The sequence below is a fragment of the Streptomyces sp. Xyl84 genome (assembly GCF_059731885.1).
The window spans coordinates 2,064,380-2,088,081 of record NZ_AP029182.1 but is presented as its reverse complement, the minus strand read 5'-3'; the positions used below and the strand labels follow the sequence as shown (position 1 = coordinate 2,088,081).

21 protein-coding genes are annotated in these 23,702 nt (G+C 74.9%); 7 read left to right on the top strand and 14 right to left on the bottom strand.

Translation table 11 applies throughout. The features are described 5' to 3' along the window. Positions 1 to 19: 19 nt before the first annotated feature. The 4 genes from AC6I72_RS08800 to AC6I72_RS08785 form a co-directional block, all read right to left on the bottom strand. Positions 20 to 1,927 (bottom strand): VgrG-related protein, encoded by a 1,908-nt coding sequence (locus tag AC6I72_RS08800; RefSeq protein ID WP_498000300.1) that lies wholly within the window; start codon positions 1,925 to 1,927, stop codon positions 20 to 22. Beyond that, positions 1,927 to 2,652: a CIS tube protein gene (locus tag AC6I72_RS08795; protein WP_037863960.1), complete on the bottom strand. Its 726-nt coding sequence runs from the start codon at positions 2,650 to 2,652 to the stop codon at positions 1,927 to 1,929. Before AC6I72_RS08795 ends, AC6I72_RS08800 begins: the two co-directional genes overlap by 1 nt. Positions 2,653 to 2,684: 32 nt before the next feature. Further along, positions 2,685 to 3,107 (bottom strand): phage tail protein, encoded by a 423-nt coding sequence (locus AC6I72_RS08790; protein WP_366727399.1) that lies wholly within the window; start codon positions 3,105 to 3,107, stop codon positions 2,685 to 2,687. Positions 3,108 to 3,202: 95 nt separating this feature from the next. Then, complete coding sequence (locus tag AC6I72_RS08785; RefSeq protein ID WP_498000299.1) at positions 3,203 to 3,475, bottom strand: hypothetical protein; 273 nt, start codon at positions 3,473 to 3,475, stop codon at positions 3,203 to 3,205. Positions 3,476 to 4,502: 1,027 nt separating this feature from the next. Here AC6I72_RS08785 and AC6I72_RS08780 point away from each other — a divergent pair. Next, the gene (locus tag AC6I72_RS08780; RefSeq protein WP_498000298.1) at positions 4,503 to 7,073 is read left to right on the top strand and encodes a hypothetical protein; all 2,571 of its coding nucleotides are present in this window, start codon (positions 4,503 to 4,505) and stop codon (positions 7,071 to 7,073) included. Here the strand turns inward: AC6I72_RS08780 and AC6I72_RS08775 are convergent. From AC6I72_RS08775 to AC6I72_RS08760, 4 genes are all read right to left on the bottom strand, one after another. Then, a complete protein-coding gene (locus tag AC6I72_RS08775; protein WP_018568006.1) occupies positions 7,022 to 7,180 on the bottom strand; it encodes a DUF6760 family protein in 159 nt (52 codons plus the stop codon). The two genes, AC6I72_RS08780 and AC6I72_RS08775, sit on opposite strands and share 52 nt — an antisense overlap. Beyond that, a complete protein-coding gene (locus AC6I72_RS08770; RefSeq protein ID WP_498000297.1) occupies positions 7,177 to 7,698 on the bottom strand; it encodes a hypothetical protein in 522 nt (173 codons plus the stop codon). The genes AC6I72_RS08775 and AC6I72_RS08770 overlap by 4 nt, the downstream gene beginning before the upstream one ends. After that, entirely contained in the window at positions 7,698 to 8,141 is a 444-nt protein-coding gene (locus AC6I72_RS08765; RefSeq protein ID WP_037862822.1) for a phage tail protein, read from the bottom strand. Before AC6I72_RS08765 ends, AC6I72_RS08770 begins: the two co-directional genes overlap by 1 nt. Before the next feature lie 63 nt (positions 8,142 to 8,204). Then, a complete protein-coding gene (locus AC6I72_RS08760; RefSeq protein ID WP_498000296.1) occupies positions 8,205 to 9,815 on the bottom strand; it encodes a phage tail sheath subtilisin-like domain-containing protein in 1,611 nt (536 codons plus the stop codon). 306 nt (positions 9,816 to 10,121) lie between these two features. Here AC6I72_RS08760 and AC6I72_RS08755 point away from each other — a divergent pair, with 306 nt between their 5' ends. Then, the gene (locus AC6I72_RS08755) at positions 10,122 to 10,259 is read left to right on the top strand and encodes a hypothetical protein (RefSeq protein ID WP_498000295.1); all 138 of its coding nucleotides are present in this window, start codon (positions 10,122 to 10,124) and stop codon (positions 10,257 to 10,259) included. Positions 10,260 to 10,267: 8 nt separating this feature from the next. After that, positions 10,268 to 11,692, top strand: a complete 1,425-nt coding sequence (locus AC6I72_RS08750) for an RICIN domain-containing protein (RefSeq protein WP_498000294.1) — start codon at positions 10,268 to 10,270, stop codon at positions 11,690 to 11,692. Positions 11,693 to 11,796: 104 nt separating this feature from the next. Here AC6I72_RS08750 and AC6I72_RS08745 read toward each other — a convergent pair whose 3' ends face one another. From AC6I72_RS08745 to AC6I72_RS08735, 3 genes are all read right to left on the bottom strand, one after another. After that, the gene (locus tag AC6I72_RS08745) at positions 11,797 to 14,004 is read right to left on the bottom strand and encodes an ATP-binding protein (protein WP_498000293.1); all 2,208 of its coding nucleotides are present in this window, start codon (positions 14,002 to 14,004) and stop codon (positions 11,797 to 11,799) included. Next, positions 14,001 to 14,690: a Pvc16 family protein gene (locus AC6I72_RS08740; RefSeq protein ID WP_498000292.1), complete on the bottom strand. Its 690-nt coding sequence runs from the start codon at positions 14,688 to 14,690 to the stop codon at positions 14,001 to 14,003. The genes AC6I72_RS08745 and AC6I72_RS08740 overlap by 4 nt, the downstream gene beginning before the upstream one ends. 275 nt (positions 14,691 to 14,965) lie before the next feature. Then, positions 14,966 to 15,634: a helix-turn-helix transcriptional regulator gene (locus AC6I72_RS08735; protein WP_037862833.1), complete on the bottom strand. Its 669-nt coding sequence runs from the start codon at positions 15,632 to 15,634 to the stop codon at positions 14,966 to 14,968. Between the two features lie 269 nt (positions 15,635 to 15,903). Here AC6I72_RS08735 and AC6I72_RS08730 point away from each other — a divergent pair, with 269 nt between their 5' ends. The 4 genes from AC6I72_RS08730 (at position 15,904) to AC6I72_RS08715 (ending at position 21,515) form a co-directional block, all read left to right on the top strand. Beyond that, a complete protein-coding gene (locus AC6I72_RS08730; RefSeq protein WP_498000291.1) occupies positions 15,904 to 19,092 on the top strand; it encodes an AAA family ATPase in 3,189 nt (1,062 codons plus the stop codon). Positions 19,093 to 19,524: 432 nt separating this feature from the next. Then, on the top strand, positions 19,525 to 20,055 hold the full coding sequence (locus tag AC6I72_RS08725; RefSeq protein ID WP_498000290.1) for a hypothetical protein: 531 nt from the start codon (positions 19,525 to 19,527) through the stop codon (positions 20,053 to 20,055). A 179-nt stretch (positions 20,056 to 20,234) separates the two neighbouring features. Beyond that, entirely contained in the window at positions 20,235 to 20,315 is an 81-nt protein-coding gene (locus AC6I72_RS08720) for a tryptorubin family RiPP precursor (protein ID WP_366727432.1), read from the top strand. Positions 20,316 to 20,465: 150 nt separating this feature from the next. Continuing rightward, positions 20,466 to 21,515, top strand: a complete 1,050-nt coding sequence (locus AC6I72_RS08715) for a cytochrome P450 (protein WP_498000289.1) — start codon at positions 20,466 to 20,468, stop codon at positions 21,513 to 21,515. Between the two features lie 18 nt (positions 21,516 to 21,533). On the opposite strand, the gene AC6I72_RS08710 is transcribed toward AC6I72_RS08715, so the two are convergent. The 3 genes from AC6I72_RS08710 to AC6I72_RS08700 all read right to left on the bottom strand — a co-directional run bounded on the left by AC6I72_RS08710 (position 21,534) and on the right by AC6I72_RS08700 (position 23,676). Continuing rightward, the gene (locus AC6I72_RS08710) at positions 21,534 to 22,217 is read right to left on the bottom strand and encodes a glycerophosphodiester phosphodiesterase (RefSeq protein ID WP_498000288.1); all 684 of its coding nucleotides are present in this window, start codon (positions 22,215 to 22,217) and stop codon (positions 21,534 to 21,536) included. A 61-nt stretch (positions 22,218 to 22,278) separates the two neighbouring features. Continuing rightward, positions 22,279 to 23,328: an adenosine deaminase gene (locus AC6I72_RS08705; RefSeq protein ID WP_498000287.1), complete on the bottom strand. Its 1,050-nt coding sequence runs from the start codon at positions 23,326 to 23,328 to the stop codon at positions 22,279 to 22,281. A gap of 204 nt (positions 23,329 to 23,532) precedes the next feature. Beyond that, positions 23,533 to 23,676, bottom strand: a complete 144-nt coding sequence (locus AC6I72_RS08700) for a hypothetical protein (protein ID WP_498000286.1) — start codon at positions 23,674 to 23,676, stop codon at positions 23,533 to 23,535. Positions 23,677 to 23,702: the final 26 nt, after the last annotated feature.

Here is a 23,702-nt window from a genome sequence, read left to right as displayed (position 1 = left end):
CCACGGTGACAGGGACGGCTCACGGGATCACCATCGGGACGGGGATGGTGGTGACACCGAAGACGGGGGACGCGACCAGGGTGGTCGGCGCCTTGATCGTCGTGTTGGCGAGCGAGGAGATCTGCACGGTGCCCCCGCCGCTGAGGTTGGCGACACCGCCCGCCGACAGGTTCAGCGCACCCCCGGCCGTGACCCCGATCTCGGTCGCCGCCCGCACGTTGACCATGCTGGCGCTCTGGATGCTGAGCGGGCCGGCGCTCTTGAGGGTCAGGCTGCGCCCGGCGCTCAGCGACAGGTCGGTGCCCGCCTCCACCGACACCGACCGGCTGCCCTTGATCGTCACCGACCCCTTGCTGTCCACGATGATCTCGGTGTTCGTCCGGTCCAGGTTGATGGTGAGCCGCTTGTCCCCGGAGACCAGCCGGACGCCCTGTTTGCGGCCGCCCGTCTTCTGGCTGAGCAGGTCCATGCGGTTGCCGTCCCGGTCGGAGACGGTGTGCCGGCTCGCCTTCTTGCGCACCGTGTCGTGCAGCGGCACGTCGCTGACGGGCGTCGGCTTGTCCCGGCCGTTGTAGAGCCCGCCGATGACGAACGGATGGTCCAGGGCACCCCGGTCGAAGGCGACCAGCACCTCGTCGTTGACGTCCATCGGGAAGATCCCGCCGCCGTCCAGGCCGCCCATCTGCACGGTCCGCGTCCAGTCGCTGACGTAACGGTCGTCCAGCCACGGGAACTGCAGCCGCACCCGGCCCTGCTTCAGCGGGTCGTTCACGTCCGTCACCAGCGCGTTGGCCACACTCGGCAGCCGCGGCGCGGTGTCGGAGCCGCCCGAGGCCAGCCCGTACAGCGAACGCCACTGCCGTCCGCTGACCGTCACCCACACCTCGTAGTGCTTGCCGTCACCGAACACGTGCCGCACCGAGGTGACCGTGTACTTGCCCTCGAAGGGCACGCCCACGTCCGCCAGCGCCACCGGAACACCCGGGCGCAGCAGGGGGTTTCCGCGCGCGACGACCTCCAGCTCACCGAACGAGCCCGTCACGTCGTCGGCGAGGGCGTCGGCCGCGAACTTCACCTCGTTCTGCTTGTCGTAGGGCGTGCCCGTCTCGACCAGTTTGGCCGTCGTGAACTTGGCGGCGGCGGCCCCCGGCGTGGTGCCGATGGTGATGCCCGGGTTGTCGGTGGCGGGCGCGGTCGCCGTGAGCTTCTTCTTCGTCGTCACGTCCCAGCCGCGCGACTCGACCTTGCCCACCTGGTCGGCGGCGGTCACCGCGGCCCGCAGCCGCAGGATGTCGTGCCCGGCCTGGAGCACGAACGGGCTCTTCTCCCCGTCGGTGCTCGGGGAGGGCGCCCCGGAGGCCGACTTCGGCTTCACGAACTGGAACTTGCCGTCCGCGTCCACCGACATGACCATCTCGTTCTCGTCGGCGAGCCGCGCGAGGAAGTCCCAGTCGGTGACGTTGGACTGGCTGATGAACTCGTACACCGTCCGCGTCGACTCGATCCGCCCGACCGGCACCCCGTCCTGGGCGGCCAGCTTGCGGGCGATGTCGGACGCGCTCTGGTTGCGGTACGCCGCCACCCGGCGCTGGCGCAGCAGCCGGTGCCCGAGGTCGTAGCCGCGCACGACGGTGAAGCTGCCGGTGCCGTCGTAGTCGGCCTCCAGGCCCGTGACCTCGCCGGTCAGCAGCGGGTCGCCGGCACCCTCGCCGTCGGCGACCGGCGCGAGGACCACCTTGGTGCCGAAGGTGATGTTCAGCTTGCCCAGCAGCAGCCGGTAGGGGTCGCGGAAGGTGAGCCGGAACGCCGCCGGGACGCCGACGCCCTGGTCGACGTAGCTGTCCACGAGGTCCGCGGCGAACTCCGGGGGCAGTTTGGCGCCCCCGACCTTGACGTCGATGACATTGGAGAACGCGGACTGCACCATCAGCCACGCACCTCCTCGGCGGCCGGCAGCACCAGCTCGACACCGGTCGGCAGCACGGACGGGTCGTCGATGCCGTTGGCCTCGGCGATGGACCGCCAGGCGGACGCGTTGCCGTACTCCCGCCAGGCCAGCGACTGCAGCGAGTCACCGGCCACGACCCGGTGCACGCGCTGCGCGGTCAGCGCGCCCGACGTCGGGTTCTGCCCCTTGGTCCGGCTCGGGATCTCGTGCAGCTGGAGCCGGCAGGTGGCGCGGATCGGCACACCGGTGGTCCCGAACAGCGTGTAACTCGCCTCCACCGAGCTGACGTACGCCGTGAAACGTGCCGTCGAGAACGACCCCCACTGGAAGACCACCCACGGCGGCGAGGGCTGTTTGGCGGCGACGCTCTGCGCCGTCACCTCGCAGCAGGAGAGCAGCGACTCGACCTTCTTCAGCACGGTGTTGCTGGTCGGCTCGTCGGACGTGTCCAGGAAGATCTCGACGTTCATCTCCCGCGACTGGGTGCCCAGGAACTCCGGGAGCGGACCCTTGCGCTCGATCTGGGAGGGGGTGACCTTCCAGTTGGCGCGGCGGGTCAGCGACAGCTGCGCCGGGTTGAAGTCGAAAGCGAACGTCTTGATGAGCCCGCCGGGCGTCCTGCTCTTGCCCTTCGGCGGCTGGTGGATCGCGAGCGTGGCCCGCACCAGGCTCTTGCCCGCGCCGCCCCTGCTGCCCTTGGCCATGTCTGCCGTTCCCCTCAGTCCGTTCCGTCAGCTCAGTCCGTGAACCCGTGGTGGGCGATCTCCAGCACTTCGGTCGCCACCGCGGGACTCGCCGGGTCGAGGGTGGGACCGGTCCAGCTCACCGGGAGCACGTCGATCAGCCCCCAGCGGGCCACCTCGGAGCCGTCCGCGCGCAGTGCGGCGATCTGCGCGGTGGGCCGTTTGATGCCCGTCTGCACGGACGAGATCCACTTGGCGACCTTGGTGGTGTCCGGGGTGAGCGGACGGGTCAGCCGGATCGTGGAGAACGTGACGCGGGTCGGCAACTGCCAGACGAAGCCGTTGTTGCCGCCCTCCTGGCGGTGCTCGACCTCCACCTGGGACGACAGCCCCTCGCAGCCGTTGAAGTAGCCGAGGCTCTCGCCGTCGATGCTGAGGGTGAACCAGATGGTGGAACCCGGGTCCTGGCGGGACATCGAGGGTGGGCCCTTCTTTCGTTTCCGTCGTCGTTCTGGTCGGTGGTGTCCGGTGGGTCTCCGTCGGGCTCCGGACGTCCGGGGTGCGCCGGCGGTCAGTGGCGCGGGTCGCGGAGCTTGCCGATCCGCTCACGGTCCAGTCGGAGTTCGGTACGGATGAGCCGGGTGATCCGGCCGATGATCCGGTGCACCAGCTCGTCGAGCTGGAAGTCGGTCAGCTCCCTCGGGTCGAACGCGCCCGGGGGGATCGCCTCGTACTCCGGCGGATCGGACGGGGGCGGGGGCGGCGCGCCGGCGGCGCTGTGCGGCGTGTACGGGGGCGGCGGACCGTCGGTGCGGTGGGTGGTCTGCGGCGCCGTGTGGCGCACGGGGGGCGCGGGGGGTGCGGCCGGCGCGGGGCGCGAGGGCGGTGCGGCCGGCGCGGCGGGGGCGGGCGCCGTCCCATGGGTGCGGGACGGTTTCGTCGTGGATTTCCTCCACCAGGAGCGCTGGACGACCGGCAACGCCACGGAGTCCGGCGTCGCCGCGGCGGCCGGAGCGCCCGGCAGGGGAGCGGGCCGCGGGGTGAGGCGGGCCACGGGGAGGGGGCGGGGGGCCGCGCCCGTGGGCGCGGTGGCCGAGGACACCGGTGCCGGCGAGGTGGTGGAAGGCGGCGCGGTGGGGGTGGCGGGCGTGGGGGGCGCACCCCGCTGGAGGCTGCGCTGCACGGTGGGCGGGAGCGGGGCGGGGAGTCCTGCCGGCAGCGGCATCGGGAGCGGTGCCGGGAAGGGCGACTGCGCTGATGCCGGTGGTACCTGGGTGGTCGCCGGGGCTGGGGAGGCGGGAGTCGTGGACCCCGGGGGACGCGCGGGCGTGCCGGCGACCGGCGCGGCGTCGGCGGGGGGCGTGCTCAGGGGCGCTCCCAGGGGGGAGCGGCGCGGCGGGGTGACCGGAGCGGCCGGACGGGCGGAGACGGGGCGGAGCTGGACGGCGGGCGTCGCCGTGCCGGCGGTGGAGGGGACCCCTGCCGGTCCAGGCACCGGTGCCTGGGCCGGGGTCGGTTCCGGTACGGGTGCTGCCGCCGGTGAAGAGGGGGAGGCCGCGGTGGCCGGGGGCCCGGCCGGGGGCGAAGTGGCAGCCGAGGGGCCTGCCGGGGGGTTGGTGCCGGACGCCGGGACCACCGGTGCGGCGGGACGCGAGGAGACCGGGGCGCCGAGACCGGGGCGGGGCGCACGGCCGGCGGGCGCGGCTGCCGGGCGCGGGGCGGCGGACGCGGTGCGCTGCACGGGTGCGGGTGCGGGTGCGGGTGCGGGTGCGGCCGCGGGCGGGTGGGCGAGCGAGGGCGAGGGGGCCGGGCTCGCCGGGCTCCCGGCGGCGCGCTGCACGGGGGCACCGAGGGCAGGCGCGGTGGGCGGAATGGGCGGGGTGGAGGAGGCCGTACGGCTGCTGTCGGACGCCGCTCGGCGTTGTACGGCGCCCTGGGGTCCGCCGGACGCCGGTGCGCTGGAGGCCGATCCGTCCGACGCCGATCCGCCCGACGCCGAGGCGCCGGACGCCGACCCGGACCGTGTACCCGAACCCGGGCGCGGTGCAGAGGCCGCGGCCGGGGACGAGGAGGAAGAGGGCGCGGACGAGGAGGCGGTGGGCGACCCCGAGACCGCGGGAGAAGGAGAAGGGGCAGCCGGGGAGCCGGCAGGAGCGGAGGCCGGGCGGGACGCCTTGGCGGAACGCTGGACCGGTGCCGGTGCCGGTGCCGGTGCCGGTGCCGGTGCCGGTGCGGGGGCGGGGCGCGCCGCCGGGCTCGGAACCGAGTCGGAGCTGGGGGTCCCGGCAGCCGGCGACGAGGCTGAAGTCGTAGCGGGCGCAGATGCCGGTGCCGGGGCCGAAGCAGGGGTCTGTGCCGAAGCAGGGGTCTGTGCCGAAGCCGGGGTCGTGGCCGAGGCCGAAGTCGGGCTCGTGACCGGGCCGGTGACCGGTGGCCGCCCCGGTGCCGTGGCCGGCCGGGAGACGGCAGGCCCCGGCGGGACCGGTGCCGACGGGGAGGCCGGGCCCGCTGCCGGGCCGGAGGCCGCCCCCGCGGCCGGACGCGCCGCCGGGCCGGACACGGGGGCCTTGGCCGGGGCCCCGGCGGCACGCTGCACCGGACGTGACGGGGAGGCCGGCCCGGAAGCCGTACCGGAGGCCGCCGGGCTCGCGGCGGAGGCCGGGGGCGTTCCCGTGGTCCGGCTCGGCGAGACGGCCGGGGCCGCGCCTGCCGCGGTCGCCGTGGTCCTGCTGGACGAAGGGGTGACGGGGGTGCCCGGTGCGGGCGTCGCCGGTGAGCCGCCGGAGGGCACGCTTCCGCCGGGCGGCGTCGCCGCCGGGGCGCCGGGGACGCCCGAAGACGTGTCGATGCCGCCCGGCCGCGGAGCACCGTCCGCGCTCACCGACCGCTGGACGGCCGGTACTGCCGGGGCACCCGACGCCGTGCGCTCGGCGCGCGGAGCGGCGGCGCGGACCGGAGCCGCGGGACCTGCGGGCTCCGTCGGCCGCGCGGTCCCCGCCTCGGCGGCCGTGGCGCGGGCACCTGCGCCGCCGCCCTGGCCGCCCCGGGCGGCGGGCGCCGGCGTGTCCGCCGTACCGCCGCTGCCGCCGGACGTGGTCCCGGCGGGTGCTTTCTGCACGGCCGGTGCCTTCTGCGCGGCCGGTGCGTCACCGGCCGGGGCCGTCGCGGCCCGCGGGGCCACGGGAAGCGAGCGCCGCTGCACGGCCGGTGCCTGCCGCTGGGCGTGCGTGAGCGACCCCGGACGCGACGGAGCACCCGGCGTGACGGGAGTCAGCCGGGGGCCGGACACGGGCAGCGGCGCGACCGCCGCCCCGGCCGACGGCGGCTGGGGCGTCACCACCGGGATGCCCGGCGACGAGGACGTTCCGGCGGTCCCCTGCCCGGAGGCCCCCGGTGCTGCCGCTGCTGCCCCTGATGTCGGTGCTGATGCTGACGCGGAGGCGGGACCCGCTGCCGACCGCTGTACCGGGGGAGTGCTCCCCGGCGCGGCGGACGTACCGGAGCGGGCGGGAGCGGCTCCGGAGGCGGTCGCCCCGGTCGGCGCGGTGGTGCCCGTACGCGGATCGGCACCCCCGCCCGGTGCCGTCCCGGCCGCAGACCCCGCCGCGCCCGCACGCTGCACCACAGGTGCCGCGGCAGCCGAAGCGGCCCGCCCGGGCACGACCGGTGAGGCCGCCGCGGACGGGGACGGGGACGAGGACGCGGGCATGCCGGACGCGGAGGTGCGGGGCGCGGGCGCCGGTATCCCGGTGCCGGCGGATCCCGGCGGCGGCACGGGACGTACCGGTCCGGCCGGCGCGGAAGTGCCGGTGCGTGCGGCGGGCGCGGCGGTACGGCGGGCACCCGGTCCGGCGCCCGTGCCGTGGCCCGGCGCGCCCGGCAGCCGCGGCGGGATGAACCGCAGCGGCACCGCGGGCGCCCGCTGGACCACCGGCTCCTGGCCCGTGGCGGCGGCCGCGGGCAGGGCGGCGGCGGGCCGCTCCAGACCCGTGACCGGCCGGGCGGTGCCCTGGTGGACCGCGCCGCCGAGCACCGTGCTCGACCGGCCGTCCAGCACCGCGTGGGAGGCCGAGGCCGCGAACGACGGGTTCTGCCACGTAGGCAGCCGGCCGCCGAACGCGGAGTCGGCGACACCGCCCGGGGCGGGCGCGAGGGCACGCTGGATCGGCGGCAGCGCCGTCCAGGCCGGCGCCACCGCCGCGGGCGTGGCCGGGGCGGCGGACGGGGAGCCGTTCGGGCCCCCGTCCGCACCGTCCGTGACGCCCGCCGTCTCCACTGCCTCAGCGGCGCGCGCGTCGGTCACGGCACCGCCCGCCGTCGCGCCGCGCGGGGCGGAACCCCGCCTGCGGGCACGGTCCCGCGGGTCCAGCCGGTCCAGGAATCCCACAGCTCAGCCCTCCGCCCCGGCCCGCGTCACCAAGGACGCGATGGCCTCCGTGTAACGGCGGCGGTCGTGGTGTTCCAGGTCCAGGATCTCCTCCAGGCTCCAGTGGAAGTGGTAGGCCACGTACGCGATCTCCTCCTGCAGCCGGTCGGTCGCGTACGTCACGATTCCCCCAGGCGGCTCCCGCCGAGTTCCACTTCGAAGGGTTCCGAGCAGTGCGGGCACCGGACGGCGGCGCGGGTGTGGCCCTCGGCGTTGATCTGCCGGTAGAAGTCCTGCAGGAACGCCAGGTCCGAGGCGAACATGTTCTCCACGATGCCGTCGTGGACCAGCGGCAGCGTGCCGAGCCGGGTGATGACCCGGCCCAGCAGGACCACCGACAGGTACGCCGGGTTCTCCTGCACCCGCACGTCCCGCAGCGGGACGAGTTCGTCCCGTGCCGTCGACAGCCGCATCGTGCCGTCCCGGTGGACGGTACCCGACTCGTCGACGTAGCCGCGGGGCAGCTGGAAGGGGAACTCGGTGCGCAGCACCTCCTGTTGGAGGGGCTGCTGCACCGCCGGCTGCGGTGCGGCGGACTGCTGCGCCGGCGGTGCCTGCTCTCCGGTCTCCGAGGCGGGCTCCGCCGCGTCCTGGCCGGCGTACGCGACGGCGCCGCCGGCCCGGCCGGCCGTACGCCGCATTACTCGATGACCAGTTCTTCGAACGCGATCGTCACGGTCTCGGTCAGCGCGGCGGCCTCGCCCGCCTTGACCGTGCTCGCGTCGATCTTGCTGCACCAGGCGTTGCGCAGGTGGTAGCGCTTCACCGGGTTGTTCTGGAAGTCCATCATGATGATGGACGCGTTCTTGCGGGCCGTGGTCATCTGCCCGCTGATGGACTGGTTGATCCACTGGGTGAACGACGCCGACTGGGTCATGCCGCGCACGACCGTGCAGGTGCCGTTCTTCTTCACGCCCGGCAGGTTCTTGACGACGTTCTGGCCGCCCGGGGTGTTCTGCTGGTACGTGATGACGTCCTGCTCGATGCTCAGACCGCTGACCTCGGCCAGGTACTCGACCATGACGCCGTCGATCTGCAGGCCGAAATTGTGTGAGGTGAGGGCGTCACCCGGCTGGAGACTCATGTGTTCGCTGTCCTTCTCGAAGACCTAGCTGGGGGGAAGAGGAGCCGAGGGCGGGCGCGGGGCCTACTCCTCCAGCTCGCCGCTGCCGCTGGAGAACTGGGCCAGCCGGAAGATCACGAACTCGGCCGGCTTGACCGGCGCGATGCCGATCTCGCAGACGACCCGGCCGACGTCGACCGACTCCGGCGGGTTGGTCTCCTCGTCACACTTGACGTAGTACGCCTCTTCGGGCCGCTGGCCGAACAGGGCGCCGCTGCGCCACTCGTTCACCAGGAACGCGGAGATGTTGCGCCGGATACGGGCCCACAGGGCGTGGTCGTTCGGCTCGAACACCGTCCACTGGGTGCCGATGAGGATGGACTCCTCGAGGTAGTTGAAGTACCGGCGGATGTTCAGGTAGCGCCAGGCCGGGTCGGAGGAGAGGGTGCGGGCACCCCAGATGCGGATGCCGCGGCCCGGGAAGGCGCGGATGCAGTTGACGCCGATCGGGTTGAGCAGGTCCTGCTCGCCGCGGGTGATCTGGTTCTCCAGGTCGATCGCGCCGCGCACGACCTCGTTGGCGGGTGCCTTGTGGACGCCGCGCTCGGCGTCGTTGCGGGCCCACACGCCGGCGACGTGGCCGCTCGGCGGGATCAGCCGGCTCTGGCCGCTGCTCGGGTCGAACGTCTTGATCCAGGGGTAGTACAGGGCGGCGTACTTGGAGTCGTAGCCGGCCGTCTCCTGGCGCCAGACCCGGATCTGCTGGGCGTTCAGTCCCGGCGGCGGGTCGATGACGGCGACCCGGTCGCCCATCAGTTCGCAGTGCGCGATCAGACCGAGCTGGACCGCCTTGACGGCCTCCAGGTCGATCGCGCCGCGCTGGTAGGCGGCCATCAGGTCGGGGACGGCGACCATGGACACCTCGTCGACGGCCTCCAGACCGCCGAAGCCGGTGCGGTCCGCGGAGTCGCCGAGGTACTCGGCCGGGCCGGGGTGCCGGTCGGGCGCGGCTTCCTGGGCCGGCGGCGTGGCGGGGACCGCGACGGGCGCCGGGGCCGGCAGGGCCAGCGTCTGGTTCTCCGGGCGGACCAGCTGCGCGGCCGGTACGGCCTCGGTCACGGTGATGAGCTTCGAGCGCTCCTTCACCTGCGTGACGACGTAGTTGCGGCCGCCCTTCTTGGCGGTGACGTCGAAGGTCTCGACGGCCTTGTCGCCGTCCTTGACGACCAGCTTGAACCGCTCGGCGGGGCCCTCGCCCTCCGGGTCGGCGACCTCGACGCTCAGGCCGCCCTTGGCGTTGGCGATGGCGGTCACCGTGAACGTGCCGAGCTGGCGCGGCTCACCGGCCGGCAGCGCGGCGGGGGCGGCGGAACCGCTCACCGCGGCGGGCGCCGAAGAGGCGCGGCCGACCGCGCCGTCGGTGCCCTCGGCGGCGCCGCCCACCCGGACGACGTAGGCGGCCGTGCCGCCGTTCTGGAAGAACCCGTACACCGAGTGGGCCAGGTAGTACCCGTCGGTGAACTCACCGAAGGCCGACACGTACTGGCTCCAGTTGGTCACCAGGGTCGGCTCGTTGAGCGGCCCGGCCGGGGCCAGGCCCACGAAGGCCGCCACCGAGGTGCCGACGCCCTCGATCGGGCGCGAACCGCTGGCCACCTCCTCGACGTAGACGCCGGGCGACAGGTAGGACGGCATGCTCTGCTCTCCTCGGGGTACGAGACAGGAACGGAGTCCACCCTCACGCGCGAAGCGCGTCCTTCGAAACGTCCTGCGGTACCTCTTCGCGGGCACGCCGGTTGCCCTGACGGGCAGTCCGGCCGGCCCCGCTGCCCGTGCGGCCGGGCCCGCTGCCCGCGCGACTGCCCCCGTGTCCCTTCCGCCCGCCCGCGCGCGCGGACGACGCTGGGGTCCGTCGTCATTCTCCCGCCCGCCGCGCCCTCCGGGCGGGTGGTCCGGGGACGGCGACAGGATCTGGTGCCGCCGGCAGCGGAGGGGAGCGCGGTGCGCGTACGGGAAGAGGGACGCGACGACGCAGCGGACGGCCGGCACGGCGCCCGCCGGGGCGCGCCACCGGCAGCCGTGCCGTCCGCAGCCGGCGGCCTCGCCGAGTACCACGCCACGAAGACCCCGGAGCAGTGACCTGACAGATGAGCCTTTGGACCTCTCTGGAACCCTCCTCCGCGACCGTCGACCCGGGGGGCAGCACCCGCGTGCGGCTGCGGCTGCGCAACACCGGTGACGTCGTCGACGAGTACCGTTTCGAGCCCGTCGGGGACATCGCGCCCTGGACGGTCGTGGAACCGCAGACGCTGCGGCTCTACCCGGGGACGACAGGGACCGTGGAGCTGACCTTCTCCCCGCCCCGCACACCCGACGCCACCGCGGGACCGAACCCGTACGCGGTCCGCATCATCCCCACCGAGCACCCCGAGGCCGTCACCGTCCCCGAGGGCAATCTCACCATCACGCCCTTCACCGAGATCCGGGCCGAACTCGTCCCGCCCGTCGTCAAGGGCCGTTTCCGCGGGCGCCCCCGTCTCGCGGTCGACAACCTCGGCAACACCAAGGTCACCGCCTCCCTCACCGGCAGCGACAACGGCGACCAGCTCTCCTACGACCTGCACCCGAGCAACGTGCAGATCGAGCCGGGGCGGGCCGCCTTCGTCAAGGCCACCCTCAAGCCGCGGAAGATCATCTGGTTCGGGTCCAAGGAGCAGCGGCCCTACACCCTCGCCGTCCAGCGTTCCGGCACGAACCCGCAGCCGGTCGAGGGCACGTACGTGCAGCGCGGCTTCCTGCCCCGCTGGCTCGCCACCTTCTTCGGCGTGCTGCTGGCCCTGTCCATCACCTTCGCGATGCTCTGGATCGCCTACAAGCCCAGGTTCGGCACCGGCGCCAACGAGAAGGTCGCCGAGGCGGGCACCACCCTCGCACCGTCGCCGAGCGCGAGCCCGGCCCTGTCGGCCGCGCCGCCGCCCCCGGCCCCCGAGCAGCCGCAGCAGCCCGCGGCGCCGCCGCAGAATACCGAAGAGGCCAAGGGCGGCGGCGGTGGCGGCAACCAGAAGAAGAAGCCCAAGCCGGTGGTCCCCGCCCAGAACGTGGTGCTGCGCAACACCACCACCAAGAAGTGCGCGGACATCCCGGGCTACGACAAGGGCACGTCGGCCGGTCCGGTGCGCGAGTACACCTGCGACGGGACCTCGCACGACAACCAGTTGTGGGACCTGGAGGTGAAGTACCCCAAGGGCGGCCCCGGCAGCGCCCCGCTCTTCCAGATCCGCAACGTCAAGGACCAGCTCTGCATGGACCTGACCGGCTACGACTCGGCCCCCCTGCGTTCCCAGATCATGGAGTACAAGTGCGCCGGCACCATGGCCGACAACCAGCTCTGGTGGGTGGACAAGCAGGAGAGCGGCGCCTACTGGATCCGCAACTTCGCCAGCAACAACCTGTGCCTCGACGTGGCGGGCGACAGCGACGGTGTCAACGACACCAACCTCACGCTCTACTACTGCACCACGACCGACGACCAGGAGTGGCAGATCATCCCGCAGAAGAAGGACGGCGAGTGAGGACCGTGCCGGCCGGGAGGTAGCCGCGGAGGCGAAGAGAACGGGAAGGGGTGGGGTGGGCGGCCCGCGGGCCGCCCACCCCACCCCTTCCCGTCTGTCTCCCGCTACCAGGAACCCTCGTCCGGCAGCAGCCGGCCCGCCTTGCGGTACTCGCGGCGGGCACCCTCCAGCACGTCGGCCGAGGTGACCAGCCCGTCCCGGCCGGCCGCCAGGTAGGCGGCGGTCACCACGGCGCTGCGGATCGAGCCGCCCGCCAGCTCGAACCCCGCCACCACCGGGCCGAGTTCGATGCTCTCGGCGCAGGGCACGTGGGACAGGCTGTGCTGCCACAGCGCCAGGCGCTGCCGGGCGTCGGGGAAGGGGAAGTCGACGACCAGGTCCAGGCGCCGGGTGAACGCCTCGTCGATGTTGGCGCGCAGATTCGTGGTGAGCAGGGCGATGCCGTCGAACGACTCCAGCCGCTGGAGCAGATAGGCGCTCTCCATGTTGGCGTACCGGTCGTGCGAGTCCTTCACCTCGGACCGCTTGCCGAACACGGCGTCGGCCTCGTCGAACAGCAGCACCGCGTCGGTGCGGTCGGCCTCGGTGAAGATGCGCTCCAGGTTCTTCTCCGTCTCGCCGACGTACTTGTCGACGATGGACGACAGCTGCACGACGTACAGGTCGAGGCCCAGTTCGGCGGCGACGACCTCCGCGCTCAGCGTCTTGCCGGTGCCGGACTCGCCGGCGAACAGCCCGAGGACGCCCCGGCCCCGCCCGCCGCCCGCGCTCAGCCGCCAGTCGCCGAGGACCCGGTCGCGGTGGCGGGCCCGCAGGGCCAGCTCGTGCAGCTGGGTCAGGGGCCGCTCGGGCAGGACCAGGTCGCTCCAGTCGACGGCGGGCCGGATCCGGCGCGCGTGCTGTTCGAGCCCGGACGCGGACTGCCGGCGGGCGGCCACGCGCAGGTGGGCGGGGGACAGCGGAACACCGTCGAAGGCGGCGAGGGCACGGGCCGTGCGGGCGGCGCGGGCGATCCGGTCGTCGGCCAGGTGGTACGGGGCCACGGTCGCGGCCAGATCGAAGCCGGGCTCCTCACCGAGCGCGGCCGACCAGGCGCGCAGGGATCCGGCGCGGCGCCCGGGCACCTCCAGGACGAGCGGGTCGCCCAGGTCCCCGTCGCACCAGAGCGGGTCGTAGGGCCGCGAGCCGGTGATCAGCACGGGGACGTCGGTGGCGGCGGCCAGCATGCGCACGGTCGGGGCCGGGTGCTCCGGCAGGGCGGAGACCACGATCACGCCGCCGCTCAGCCGGGCCTCGCGCAGCAGGCCGGGCACGTGGTCCTCGGGGCCCGTGAAGTGCAGGGCGGCCAGGCCCGCGGTGCGCAGGGCGGCGGCGACGCACGTGAGGGCCTCGCCCTCGCGGGCCTCCCGGAGGTAGGCGGTGAGCGGCGGCCCGGCCGCGAGCCGGGCGCCCAGCCGCCGGGCGAAGCGGACGAACTCACCGTCGGCGCCGCCGGGATCGCCGGAACCGCCGGGATCGTGGGTGACACCCGTGCCGTCCGAGGTGTCCGCGCCGGCCGTGTCTCCTGCCGCGCCGCCGTCCGTACCACCGGACGGGTCGCCGTCCGTACCGCCGGACGGGTCGCCGTCCGTACCGCCGCCCGGGCCGCCGTCCGTGCTGGCCGGCCACGGGGGCGCGGGCAGTGAGCGGAGGTGGCCGGCGAGCGCGGCGTCGGGGGTGTCGTCACCGAGCAGATGGGCGACGAGCCGGTCCGGTACGCGCAGGGAACGGCTGAGGAAGGGGCGTTCGGGCTCCTCGACGACGAGCAGGCCGAGCGCGGTCAGCGGGGCGGTGGGGTGCAGCCGGGAGCGCGCGGGCGCCGAGTGGACGGGCACACCGCACAGGTCGAGGGCGAGGGCCACGGTGGCCCGCCGGCGGCTGACGTCGTCGTTGAGGTAGCCGTAGAGCGGCTCGAAGGAACGGTCCAGGTCGGGGGCGAGGGCGACGAGGAGGAGAGCGGTGTCCAGGTCGCCGAGCCCGCACCGCGCCGCCAGCCCGGCCAGCCGGTCACCGGCCCGTCCGTCGTGGCCGGGCCCGCCCCCGGCCGGGGGCCCGGCGGGAGGACCGGCCACGGACCGCGCCGGGCGCAGCAGGTGCCGTACCGCGTCGTCCGACAGGTACAGGCCGCGCAGCGGGTCGGTCGCCGTGGGGTCGTCGGCGGAACGCCGGTCGACCAGCAGGGCGACCCGGTCGCGCAGGGCGGCGAGGCGGTCGAGGAGCGCGTCGGCGGGTGCCGCCGCCGGCTCCGCGTCCAGCTGGTCGGTGACGGTCACGACGTCTTCCCCGACTCCCGCTCGCGCCGGGCCGCCTCACGCGCGGCCCGGGCCGCGGCGACCTGCTGCGGCCGGTGCGCGCGCTCCTCCGTCCCGGTCTCGGTGCCGGCCCCGTCCAGGGCGCGCACGCGGACCGCGACGCCCTCGGTGACGGGCGGTCCGGCGTCGTACTCGGGGTAGGCCGGGAAGGGCGCGGTGACCACCACGTCGAGGGACGGCTTGAGTTCACCGCCGAGCGCGGACCAGATCTCGGCCAGCGAACGGGACTCGGTCTGGGTGCCGGCCACCGACACCGGGACGCTCATGCCCAGCGCGCCCAGCGCACCGGGGAGGTCGGCGGCCGGGATCACCTCGCGCGGGATCAGCGTGGCGAGGACCGCGGACAGCAGCCGGTGCTCGTCCTGCGGCTGCCGGGTCCACGCCGTCACCAGGTACGACAGCCGGAACCAGCGCGGCGGCTGGCGCCGCTTGACGACCACGTCCCGCTCGTCGGTCACCGGGATGTGCCCGCGCTGGCGGCGGTTGACGTCCTCCCGGATGTCGTACAGGTAGGCGTTGATCGTGGGCGCGTTGCGGCGGGCGGCCCAGTCACGGGTGGGGGCGTCGAGGACCACCTCGATACCGGAACCGGCCAGCGCGCCACCGCCGAGCAGGCTCTTGAGGACCTCGTCCACTTCGTGGATCACCGTCGTGCTCCCGCCCTGCCGTGCTCTGTTCCGCGTTCCGTGTGTCCACGGCCGCCGGGTCCGCGCTGCGCGTGTCCGCGTTCCGTGTGCGGGTCCCGGATCGCCGTGTCCGCCCTCACGCCCGCGCCGCGCCAAGGGCCTTGAGTCCGTCACCCGGACTCCGCCGCGCCGTCCTCCGATCATGCCCCGGCCCCGGACCGTCCCCGCAGGAGCGCCGGGGACGGGCAGGAGGCAGACCGGGTTGCCCCGGGGGCCGGTTCCGGATGCCCGTTCGATCAGATGTAGCCTTCCCGCAGGGCATGGGCGACGGCATGCGCGCGGTTGCGCAGGTGCAGCCGGGTGGTCAGCCCGTGAATGACGTTCTTGACGGTCCGTTCGGAGTAGGACAACTTGCCGGCGATCTCCCCGGTGTCGAACCCCTCGGCGACCAGGCGCAGCACGTCGACCTCACGCGGTGTCAGGCCGGAGCCCGGCGCGCCGGGCCGGCCGGCCGCGTTGCGGTGCAGCGTGCCCACCTGGTCGATGAGCCGGCCGAGCAGGTCGGCGGGCAGGTCGCCCTCGCCGCGCGCCGCGGCGAGCACGGCCTGCACCAGGCGGTGCGCGCCGGCCTCGTGGCGCCACACGATGGCGCCCACCCCGCACTCGATGACGTCGAGGAGTTCGGCCTCCCGCAGCGAGCTGACGACGAGCACGGCCCGCGCGCCCTCGCTGCGCACCACCCGGCGCAGCCGGGTCAGCGCGGCCTCGTCGAGGGTGTCGTCCACGAGCAGCGCGACCGTGCCGGGGCCCGAACCGGCCTCCTCCCGCAACTCGACCTCGGGGAAGCGGCGCAGCTGGCTCAGCACCCCCTCGCGCAGGATCGGGTCCGTGGCGTGCACCGCGACCGGGATGCGGTCGGCGGAACCGGCGGTGCCGGGGTGCGTGGTCCGCGATGAGCTGAGCAACGGTTTCCCCTATGTCCACGTGCCCGTCACCTCTGTGGGGGCGGTGGCAGGCGTGTGTCCACCACACTCCTGTGGTCGCGGGGGCCCGCGCAATCGTGGAGCACCACGAACAGGACCACGAGAACAGCCTTACGTACACCACGAGGGTGACCGTCCGGGCGGTTCCCGGTGCCCGGCCGCCGGGTGCAGTGGGACTTGTCACGTCACCGGCGGCCGGTGGGGACCGTCCTCGTGGGCGGAGCGGGTGACGTCCGAGCAAGGAGGCAGGGATGGCAGGGATGCCGGGACCGCAACGGGAGCACCCGTGCGAGCAGTTGCGTGCGCGCCCGTACGACCGTCCGTCCGGACACCTGGCGGGCCACGTGCCCGAACAGACCTCCGCGCGGTTGCCCGACCGCACCCCGGTACGGCCCCCCGAGCCCCCGCAGGCCCGGCCCTCCGCTCCCCCCGCGGCCAGGCCTTCCGGCCCCTCCGCGGCGCGGTCCGCCGGCCCTCCCGGGGCCCGGCCTTCCGGTCCCTCCGCGGCCCGGCTGTCCGACCGGCCCTCCGACCACCGGACGGCCCGGCTGCCCGACCCGCCGGCCGGCCCTCCGGGCGACCAGCGGCCCGGCAGGCGGCCCGCACCGGCCGACGGCCAGTGGTGCGACCTGCCGCCCGAACACCGTGAGGCCGCCGCGCTGCTGGCGGCCGCAGCCGAGCGGGCCAGGGCGGGTGCGGGCGGCCTCGTCCTGCTGCGCGGGGCGACCGGCACCGGACGCACCACGGTCCTGGAGGCCGCCGCCCGGTCCGCCGCCGCGCACGGCATGCGGGTGCTGCGCGCCCGCTGCGCCCCGGCCGACGCCACCGTCCCGTACGCCACCGCCCTCCAGCTCCTGGGCCCCGTACCCGGATTCGAGCGGGACGGCGGCCCGGACGCGTCCGGCAGCGGCGACGGGCACGGCGGTGACGAGCGCGTCCGTGGGGAGCTGCTGCGGCGCGCCCTGAGCGCGTACGCCGCCCAGTCCCCGCTGCTGGTGGCGGTGGACGACGTCCACCTCGCCGACGGCCCCTCGCACCGCTGGCTCGTGGAGACCGCGCGGCACCTGGACCGTTTAGCGCTGCCGGTCCTGCTGGCCGTCACCGAACGCAGCCAGTACGACGTCGATCCGCCCCGGCCGGGCTTCACCCACACCCTCTCGCCCGCGCTCGTGCGCACCCACACGCTCGCCCCGCTCACCCCGGACGCGGCGGCCCGCCTGGTGCGCGCCGGGTTCCCGGGCGCGCCCGCCGCCTGGGCCGAGGACTGCGTACGGGCCGGGGCGGGCAGCCCGCTGCTGCTGCGCGCCCTCCTGGAGGACCTCGGCGGCCCTGACCGGCACCCGGTCGTGCCCGACACGTCGGCGGCGCTGTACCCGGGCGCCTACCCGGCCGCCGTGTCGTGGTGGCTGGACAGCGCCGGACCCGGCACCACCGAGGTGGCGCGCGCCCTGGCCGTCCTCGACGACGGCCGGGACCGCGGCGGCACCGTCCTCGGCCCCCGGCGGCACCGGACCTCAACCGGCACGGCCGCCGCCGCGGAGCAGGTCGCGCTGCTCGCCGACCTCTCGGGCGCCGATCCGGTCCGGGTGACGGGCTGGCTCACCGCCATGACCGGACTCGGACTGCTGCGCACCGCTCCCGGCGGCCGGCGCGGCTACGCCCACCCGCTGCTGCGCGACGCGGTGCTCGCCGGCGTGCCCGAGACCCGGCGGCGCGCGGCGCACCAGGCGGTCGCCGAGGCGATGCTGCACCGCGGCGCGCCCACCGAGACGGTGGCCGGGCAACTGCTGCTGTCCGGACCGGTCGGCGCGTCCTGGGCGGCGGGCGTGCTCCAGGACGCCGCCTCCCTCGCCCTCGGGGAGGGCCGCCCCGGCGACGCCATGGCCTTCCTGCGGCGGGCCCTGGACGAACCCCTGCCCGGCACCCGCAGGCAACGGCTGCTGACCGACCTGGGCTCCCTGGAGTGCGCCGGGAACGAGTCCGCCTCCGGCATACCCCGGCTCACCGAGGCGCTGCGGCTGCCGGGCGCCCCGCAGGACCGGGCCCGCGCTGCCGTCGCCCTGGGCACCGCGCTCGCCGGGCGCGGCAGCCCGCGCGCCGCGGTGGAGGTGCTGTGCGCGGCGGTCGGCCAACTCGCCGACCGTCCCGACCTGGTGGCCACCCTGCACAGCGCCTCCGCGCTGCTGGCCGACCGCGACCAGACGGTCCGCGGCGAGGTCTACCAGCTGCTGCGCGAGCACGCCGGCCACTCGCCCGACCCCGCCGGGACGGCCGCCCGCGTGCTGCTCGTGCGGTACGCGGCCTCCGCCGGACTCACTTCGGCGGCCGACGCCATGCGGCAGGTGCGCGAGCTGCTCGCCGAGCCCGCCCACCCGCTGACCGAACCGTTCCTGCTGGGCACGGCCGCGGCGGTCGCCCAGTGGGCCGACGAACTCGACGAGGCGGAGCGGCTGGTGGAACGGGGCCTGTCCGGGCAGCGGCCCGGCCTGCTGCACCCCATGCAGGAGGCGCTGCTCAACACCCGGGCCGACATCGCGGCGGCGCGCGGCACCTTCGGGCGGCTCCCGGCCGAACCGCCCGCCGTGCACGTCAGCGGACCGGGCAACGTGCACGCCCACACCCTGCTCGCCCTCGTCGCGCAGGACCGTACGGCCGAGGCGCGGCGGCTGGCGGACGGCTTCGACCTGACCAGCGTGCCCGACTCCTGGGAGCTGAACCGGTTCCTGTACGCCCGGGGCGTGCAGCGCGCCGCCGACGGGGACACGGCGGGCGCGCTGCACGACTTCCTGGAGTGCGGCCGGCGCCAGACGGCACGCGACGTGGTCAGCCCCGTCGTCACCCCGTGGCGCTCGGCCGCAGCCGAGTGCCGGCTGGCGCTGGGCAGCCCGCTGGACGCGCTCGAACTGGCCGAGGAGGAGCTGCGGCTGGCCCGCGTGTGGGACACCCCGCGGACGGTCGGCCGGGCCCTGCGGGTGCTGGGCGCGGCCACCGGCGGGCGGCGCGGCCTGGAACTGGCCGGGGACGCCGTGGGGCTGCTGCGGCAGGCTCCGGACGGGGCGGGCCCGGAATTGGTGGCCGCGCTGCTGACCCAGGGACGGCAGCTGACCGCCGCGGGGGAGCGGGCGCGGGCGCGCGCCTGTCTGCGCGAGGCCGTCGAACGCGCCGAGCGTCTGGGCGCGCCGCGGCTGCGCAGACTCGCGGAGGAGGCCCTGCGCGCGGGCGGCGCCCGCCGTCCCACGGTCGCCCGCAGCGGGTCGGGCTCGCTCACCGGCAGCGAACGCCGCATCGCCCGGCTGGCCGCCGACGGCCGTACGAACACCGAGATAGCGGACCTGCTCCACCTGGCCCGGCGCACCGTCGAGACCCACCTGACCAGCACCTACAAGAAGCTGGGCATCCGGCGGCGCGGCGAACTGCACCAGGCCCTGGCCGGGGAGTGAGGACGCGCCGCACCCCCCGTACGGACCGCCGCGGCCCGCCGCCCGGCAGCGCCGGTCGGGCATACCGCTGAGCAACTGCCCGCCCAGCCGGACGTCGTGCCCGGTCCGGCTGAGCGGGCACGACGTCCGGCGACCGGGGGAGCGGGTGCCGCGGGCCGGCGCCGGAGAGGACGCGGCGGCGGGAGGGTCACGACGGACGGCGGCCTGACGGCCTCCTGTCCGACGGCCTACGCCCCCACGCGCCCACCACGCGACAGCCACCGGCCCAGCAGCCGTGCGACAGCCACCGCCCCAGCAGCCGGGCGGCAGCCACCGGCCCAACAGCCTTTCATCGGCGCTCCGATGACCCCGGTGATGCGGTCGCCGTCCACCGGGCGGGAGACGTCCATACCCCGGTTTTGAACATGTTCAACCCGGGCGTACGCTCCTGCCATGAGCGACAGAGCCGCCCTGTTGAAGGGCATCCGTGTCCGGCTTGTTGTGTTCGTCGTCTGCCTGGTGCTCAGCGGAGTCACCGCCTTCCCGCTCGTCCACGAACTGCACTGGCTCGACAGCGCGTCGCGCGCCCTGTCCGTGCCCGAGCACCTGCCCGCCCTCACCGCCTGGATCGAGCGGGTGCGCCACGGCCTCGACACCGCCGACGCCGACTACCCGTTCCTGCTGTACGGCACGGACTGGCTGGCCTTCGCCCACCTCGTCATCGCGGTCGCCTTCTGGGGTCCCTACCGCGACCCTGTGCGCAACATCTGGGTCGTGGAGTTCGGGATGATCGCGTGCGTGGGCATCGTCCCGCTCGCCCTGGTCTGCGGGCCGCTGCGGGGGATCCCGTTCTGGTGGTCGCTGGTCGACATGGCCTTCGGGGTGTTCGGCATCATCCCGCTCCATGACCTGCGCAGGCGCATCAAGCGGCTGGAAGGACTGCCGGTGAGCGGCGCGAACTCCACCCCGGCCACCGCTGCTTGAGGTCCGCCGGTGCGGGCGCGGGCCCGCACCGCCAGGTCATCTTCCGACCCGCACGGTGATTATCCGCTCATCTTCCTGGGCAAGGCTTCCCGAGCCACCGCACGCGATCTTCACGGGTTCTCCCGGGACACCGGGCCGAAGGGCCGCGTGCCCCAGCCCCTCAGAGAGGAAGTGCACCGATGAAGCTTCTCTTCGCCGTCCGCAACAAGGTCTCCGCCCGCAAGAGCCTGAAGAACAGCGCCTGGTACATCTGGTACTGATCCGGCGCACCCGCCCCCGCCGTACGGCCCCGAGGACATCGTTGTCCGCCGCGTGACCCGCGCTCAGCGGGCGAGCGCGCACCCGGACACCGGTCTCGGCCGTACGGCGGGGGCACCGCCCCGGCTCCCACCGCCCCTCCCGGAGAACCCATGCCCCTGTCATCCGTGCCGCGCACCCGCACCACCGTCCTCGCCCCCCGGCTGGCCGCCCTCCTCGACGACCACCTCGGCCAGGACGTCTTCCGGCTCGAACCCGACACCATCGGCGTCGCCGGACACGAGGTCGCGGACCGGATCCTCGCCGCCCGGCGCGCCACGGAGACCGAACGCCCCACGTTCAAACCCCTGCACGGCCGGTCCATCTCACGCACCGAGGCCTCCTCGGTCACCCGGACCATCGGCAACGACGTACGCGAGGCGCTGAAGAGGCCACTGTCCGAGAACGTGGACCTCTCCGGGTCCTGGCCCCTGACCGGGCACATGTTCCTGCGGGACCTGATCCTCGGTCAGGACCCCTACCGGCTGCGCATGCTGATGAGCCGGAACCTCGAACTGACCACCAAACTGACCTGGTCCGTGATCGCCGTCGGCGCCGCGCTCCCCGGCTGGCCCCGCCCCGGCCGCGGCCGGCTGACCGGACTGGGGGAGCGGGCGGCGAACGCCACCGGCTACCAGGAACGCCGTTACGCCATGGGCATGTACCGCAGGGCCGCCGCTCCGGTGTGCTTCACCATCTCCACCCTGGTGGCCAACGCGCTCTGGCTCGGTTCCCCCTTCGACGAGGGCATGTCCAACCGCAACATCATCCACGAGTCGCTGCGTCTGCTGCCGCCCTCCTGGAACATCCTGCGCAACGCCTCCCCGGAGTACCCGGCCCTCGACGACAGGATCGGCGCGGGCGACGACGTCCTGCTGCTGCCCCTGCTCTCCCACCGCGACCCGGCGCTGTGGGAGGACCCCGAGGCCTTCCGCCCGGAGCGCTGGGACACGCTCGACCCCGACAACACCCCCGGCTACCTGCCCTTCGGCCATTCCTCCGAGCGCTGCTGGGGACGGCACATGGTCATGCCGCTCGCCGAACTCCTGCTGGGCCTCGTGCGCGGCGCCCATCTCGTGGTCGACGCCGGTCAGCGCACCGCGAACGTGCCGCTGCTCGGACTGCTGGGCGTGCAGGACGTGCGCCTCGTCCGACGGGGCTGACGCCGGTCCGCCGCGCGTTCACCGGCCGCGCAGCGCGCACAGGACGTCGACGCGGTTCGTCGTCACGGAGTCGACCCCCAGGGCGAGGAGACGACGCAGCGAGCGCCGGGTGTCCGGGGTCCACACCGACAGCAGGTGCCCGCCGTGGTGGACCCGCGCCGCCAGGTCCCGGTCCACCAGGCCGAAACGGTAGTTGAGCCACCGGGGCCGCACCGCCTCCAGCAGCCCGGCCCGCGGCGGTGCGAGCGAGGTCCACGTCAGCGCGATCTCCGCGGACGGCACCGCCGCCCGCACCGCGAGCATCGCCTCGGCGCCCGCGCAGTAGTAGACACGGTCCTGGGCCCCGCACTCCCGCACCACCCCGGCGATGCGTCCCACCGCCCGCGGGCCGGGCGCCCCCGGCAGGTCGATCATGACCCGGTGGCCCTCCGTCGCCGCGAGCGCCTCCGCGAGCGTGGGCACCCCGCCGTCCGTGAGGCCGCGCACCTCCTCGGCGGACAGCGACCGCAGCGTCCGCTCGTGCGCCCACAGCCGCTTCAGCGAGTCGTCGTGCAGCAGCACCGGAACCCCGTCCCGGGTCAGCCGTACGTCGATCTCGACCGCGTCCGCGCCCCGGTCGAGGGCGGAGCGGAGCGATGCGAGGGTGTTCTCGCGGAAGCGGTAGGGGTCGCCGCGGTGCGCCACGGCCGTCACGGTCTGCATGGGCCCCATTGTGTCCCGGACCGCTTCCCGTGCCCCGGGCGCGTCCCGTGCCGCGTCCCGGTCAGGGCGCGAGCCACTGCTCGGTGTAGGCGTCGATCTCGCCGGCGATCCGTGCCTTGCCGGCCTCGTCGAGGAAGGAGGCGTGCACCGCGTTCTTGGCCAGCCCGGCGATGCCCCGCTCGTCCAGGCCGAGGAGCCGGGCGGCGACGGCGTACTCGCTGTTGAGGTCGGTGCCGAACATCGGCGGGTCGTCGGAGTTGACCGTGACGAGCACCCCCGCCCGCACGAACTCCCTGATCGGGTGCTCGTCCAGGGTGCGCACGGCCCGGGTGGCGATGTTGGACGTCGGGCACACCTCCAGCGGGATACGGTGCTCGGCGAGGTGGGCGAGCAGCTTCGGGTCCTGGGCGGAGCTGGTGCCGTGGCCGATCCGTTCGGCGCGCAGCTCGGTCAGCGCGTCCCACACCGTCTCGGGTCCGGTGGTCTCCCCGGCGTGCGGGACGGAGTGCAGCCCGGCGGCGATCGCCCGGTCGAAGTACGGCTTGAACTGGGGGCGCGGTACGCCTATTTCGGGGCCGCCGAGCCCGAACGACACCAGTCCCTCGGGGCGCACCCGGTCGTCGGTGGCGAGCCGGACGGTCTCCTCGGCGGACTGCAGCCCGGCCTCGCCGGGGATGTCGAAGCACCAGCGCAGCACGGTCCGGAAGTCGGCCTCGGCCGCCTTGCGGGCGTCCTCGATGGCGTCCATGAACGCCCGCTCGTCGATCCCGCGCCGGGTGGACGAGAACGGCGTGATGGTCAGCTCGGCGTAGCGCACCTGCTGGCGGGCCATGTCCCGGGCCACCTCGTACGTCAGCAGACGGACGTCCTCGGGGGTGCGGATCAGGTCGACGACCGACAGGTACACCTGGATGAAGTGGGCGAAGTCGGTGAACGTGAAGTAGTCGGCCAGCGCCTCGGGGTCGGTGGGCACCTTCGAGTCGGGGTGGCGGGCGGCCAGTTCGGAGACGATCCGCGGGGAGGCGGAGCCGACGTGGTGCACATGGAGTTCGGCCTTGGGCAGTCCGGCGATGAAGGCGTGCGGATCGCGGGGTGCGTGCAGGTCGGTCAAGGTGTCCCTCCCCGGGAACGGCACCGCGGGGCCCGGGGGCGCGCGGCGCGGGTGATCGGCTGATCGGTGAGCACGGCCATCGTAGGCGCAGGCCCGGCGGCGGTGCGGGGGCAGGAGGGGGCGCGGGCGGCGGTGGGGGCGCGGCGTGGGCAGGGGTACGGGCCGGCGCGGGGTCGGCGATGCGGGGGCGGGCCCGTGGTCGGCTCACGCGTCGGTGCCGGTGCCGGTGCCGGTGCCGGTGCTGGCGTCGGTGTCGACGCCTGCGCGGGCGCGGGTCGGCTCGGCGGGTCCGGTGGTGCGGAGCAAGATCCGCCCGGCGGTCGTGGGCGGCGGGGCAGGCCTTAGCATGTCCTGACGATCGACCGAGGGGGACC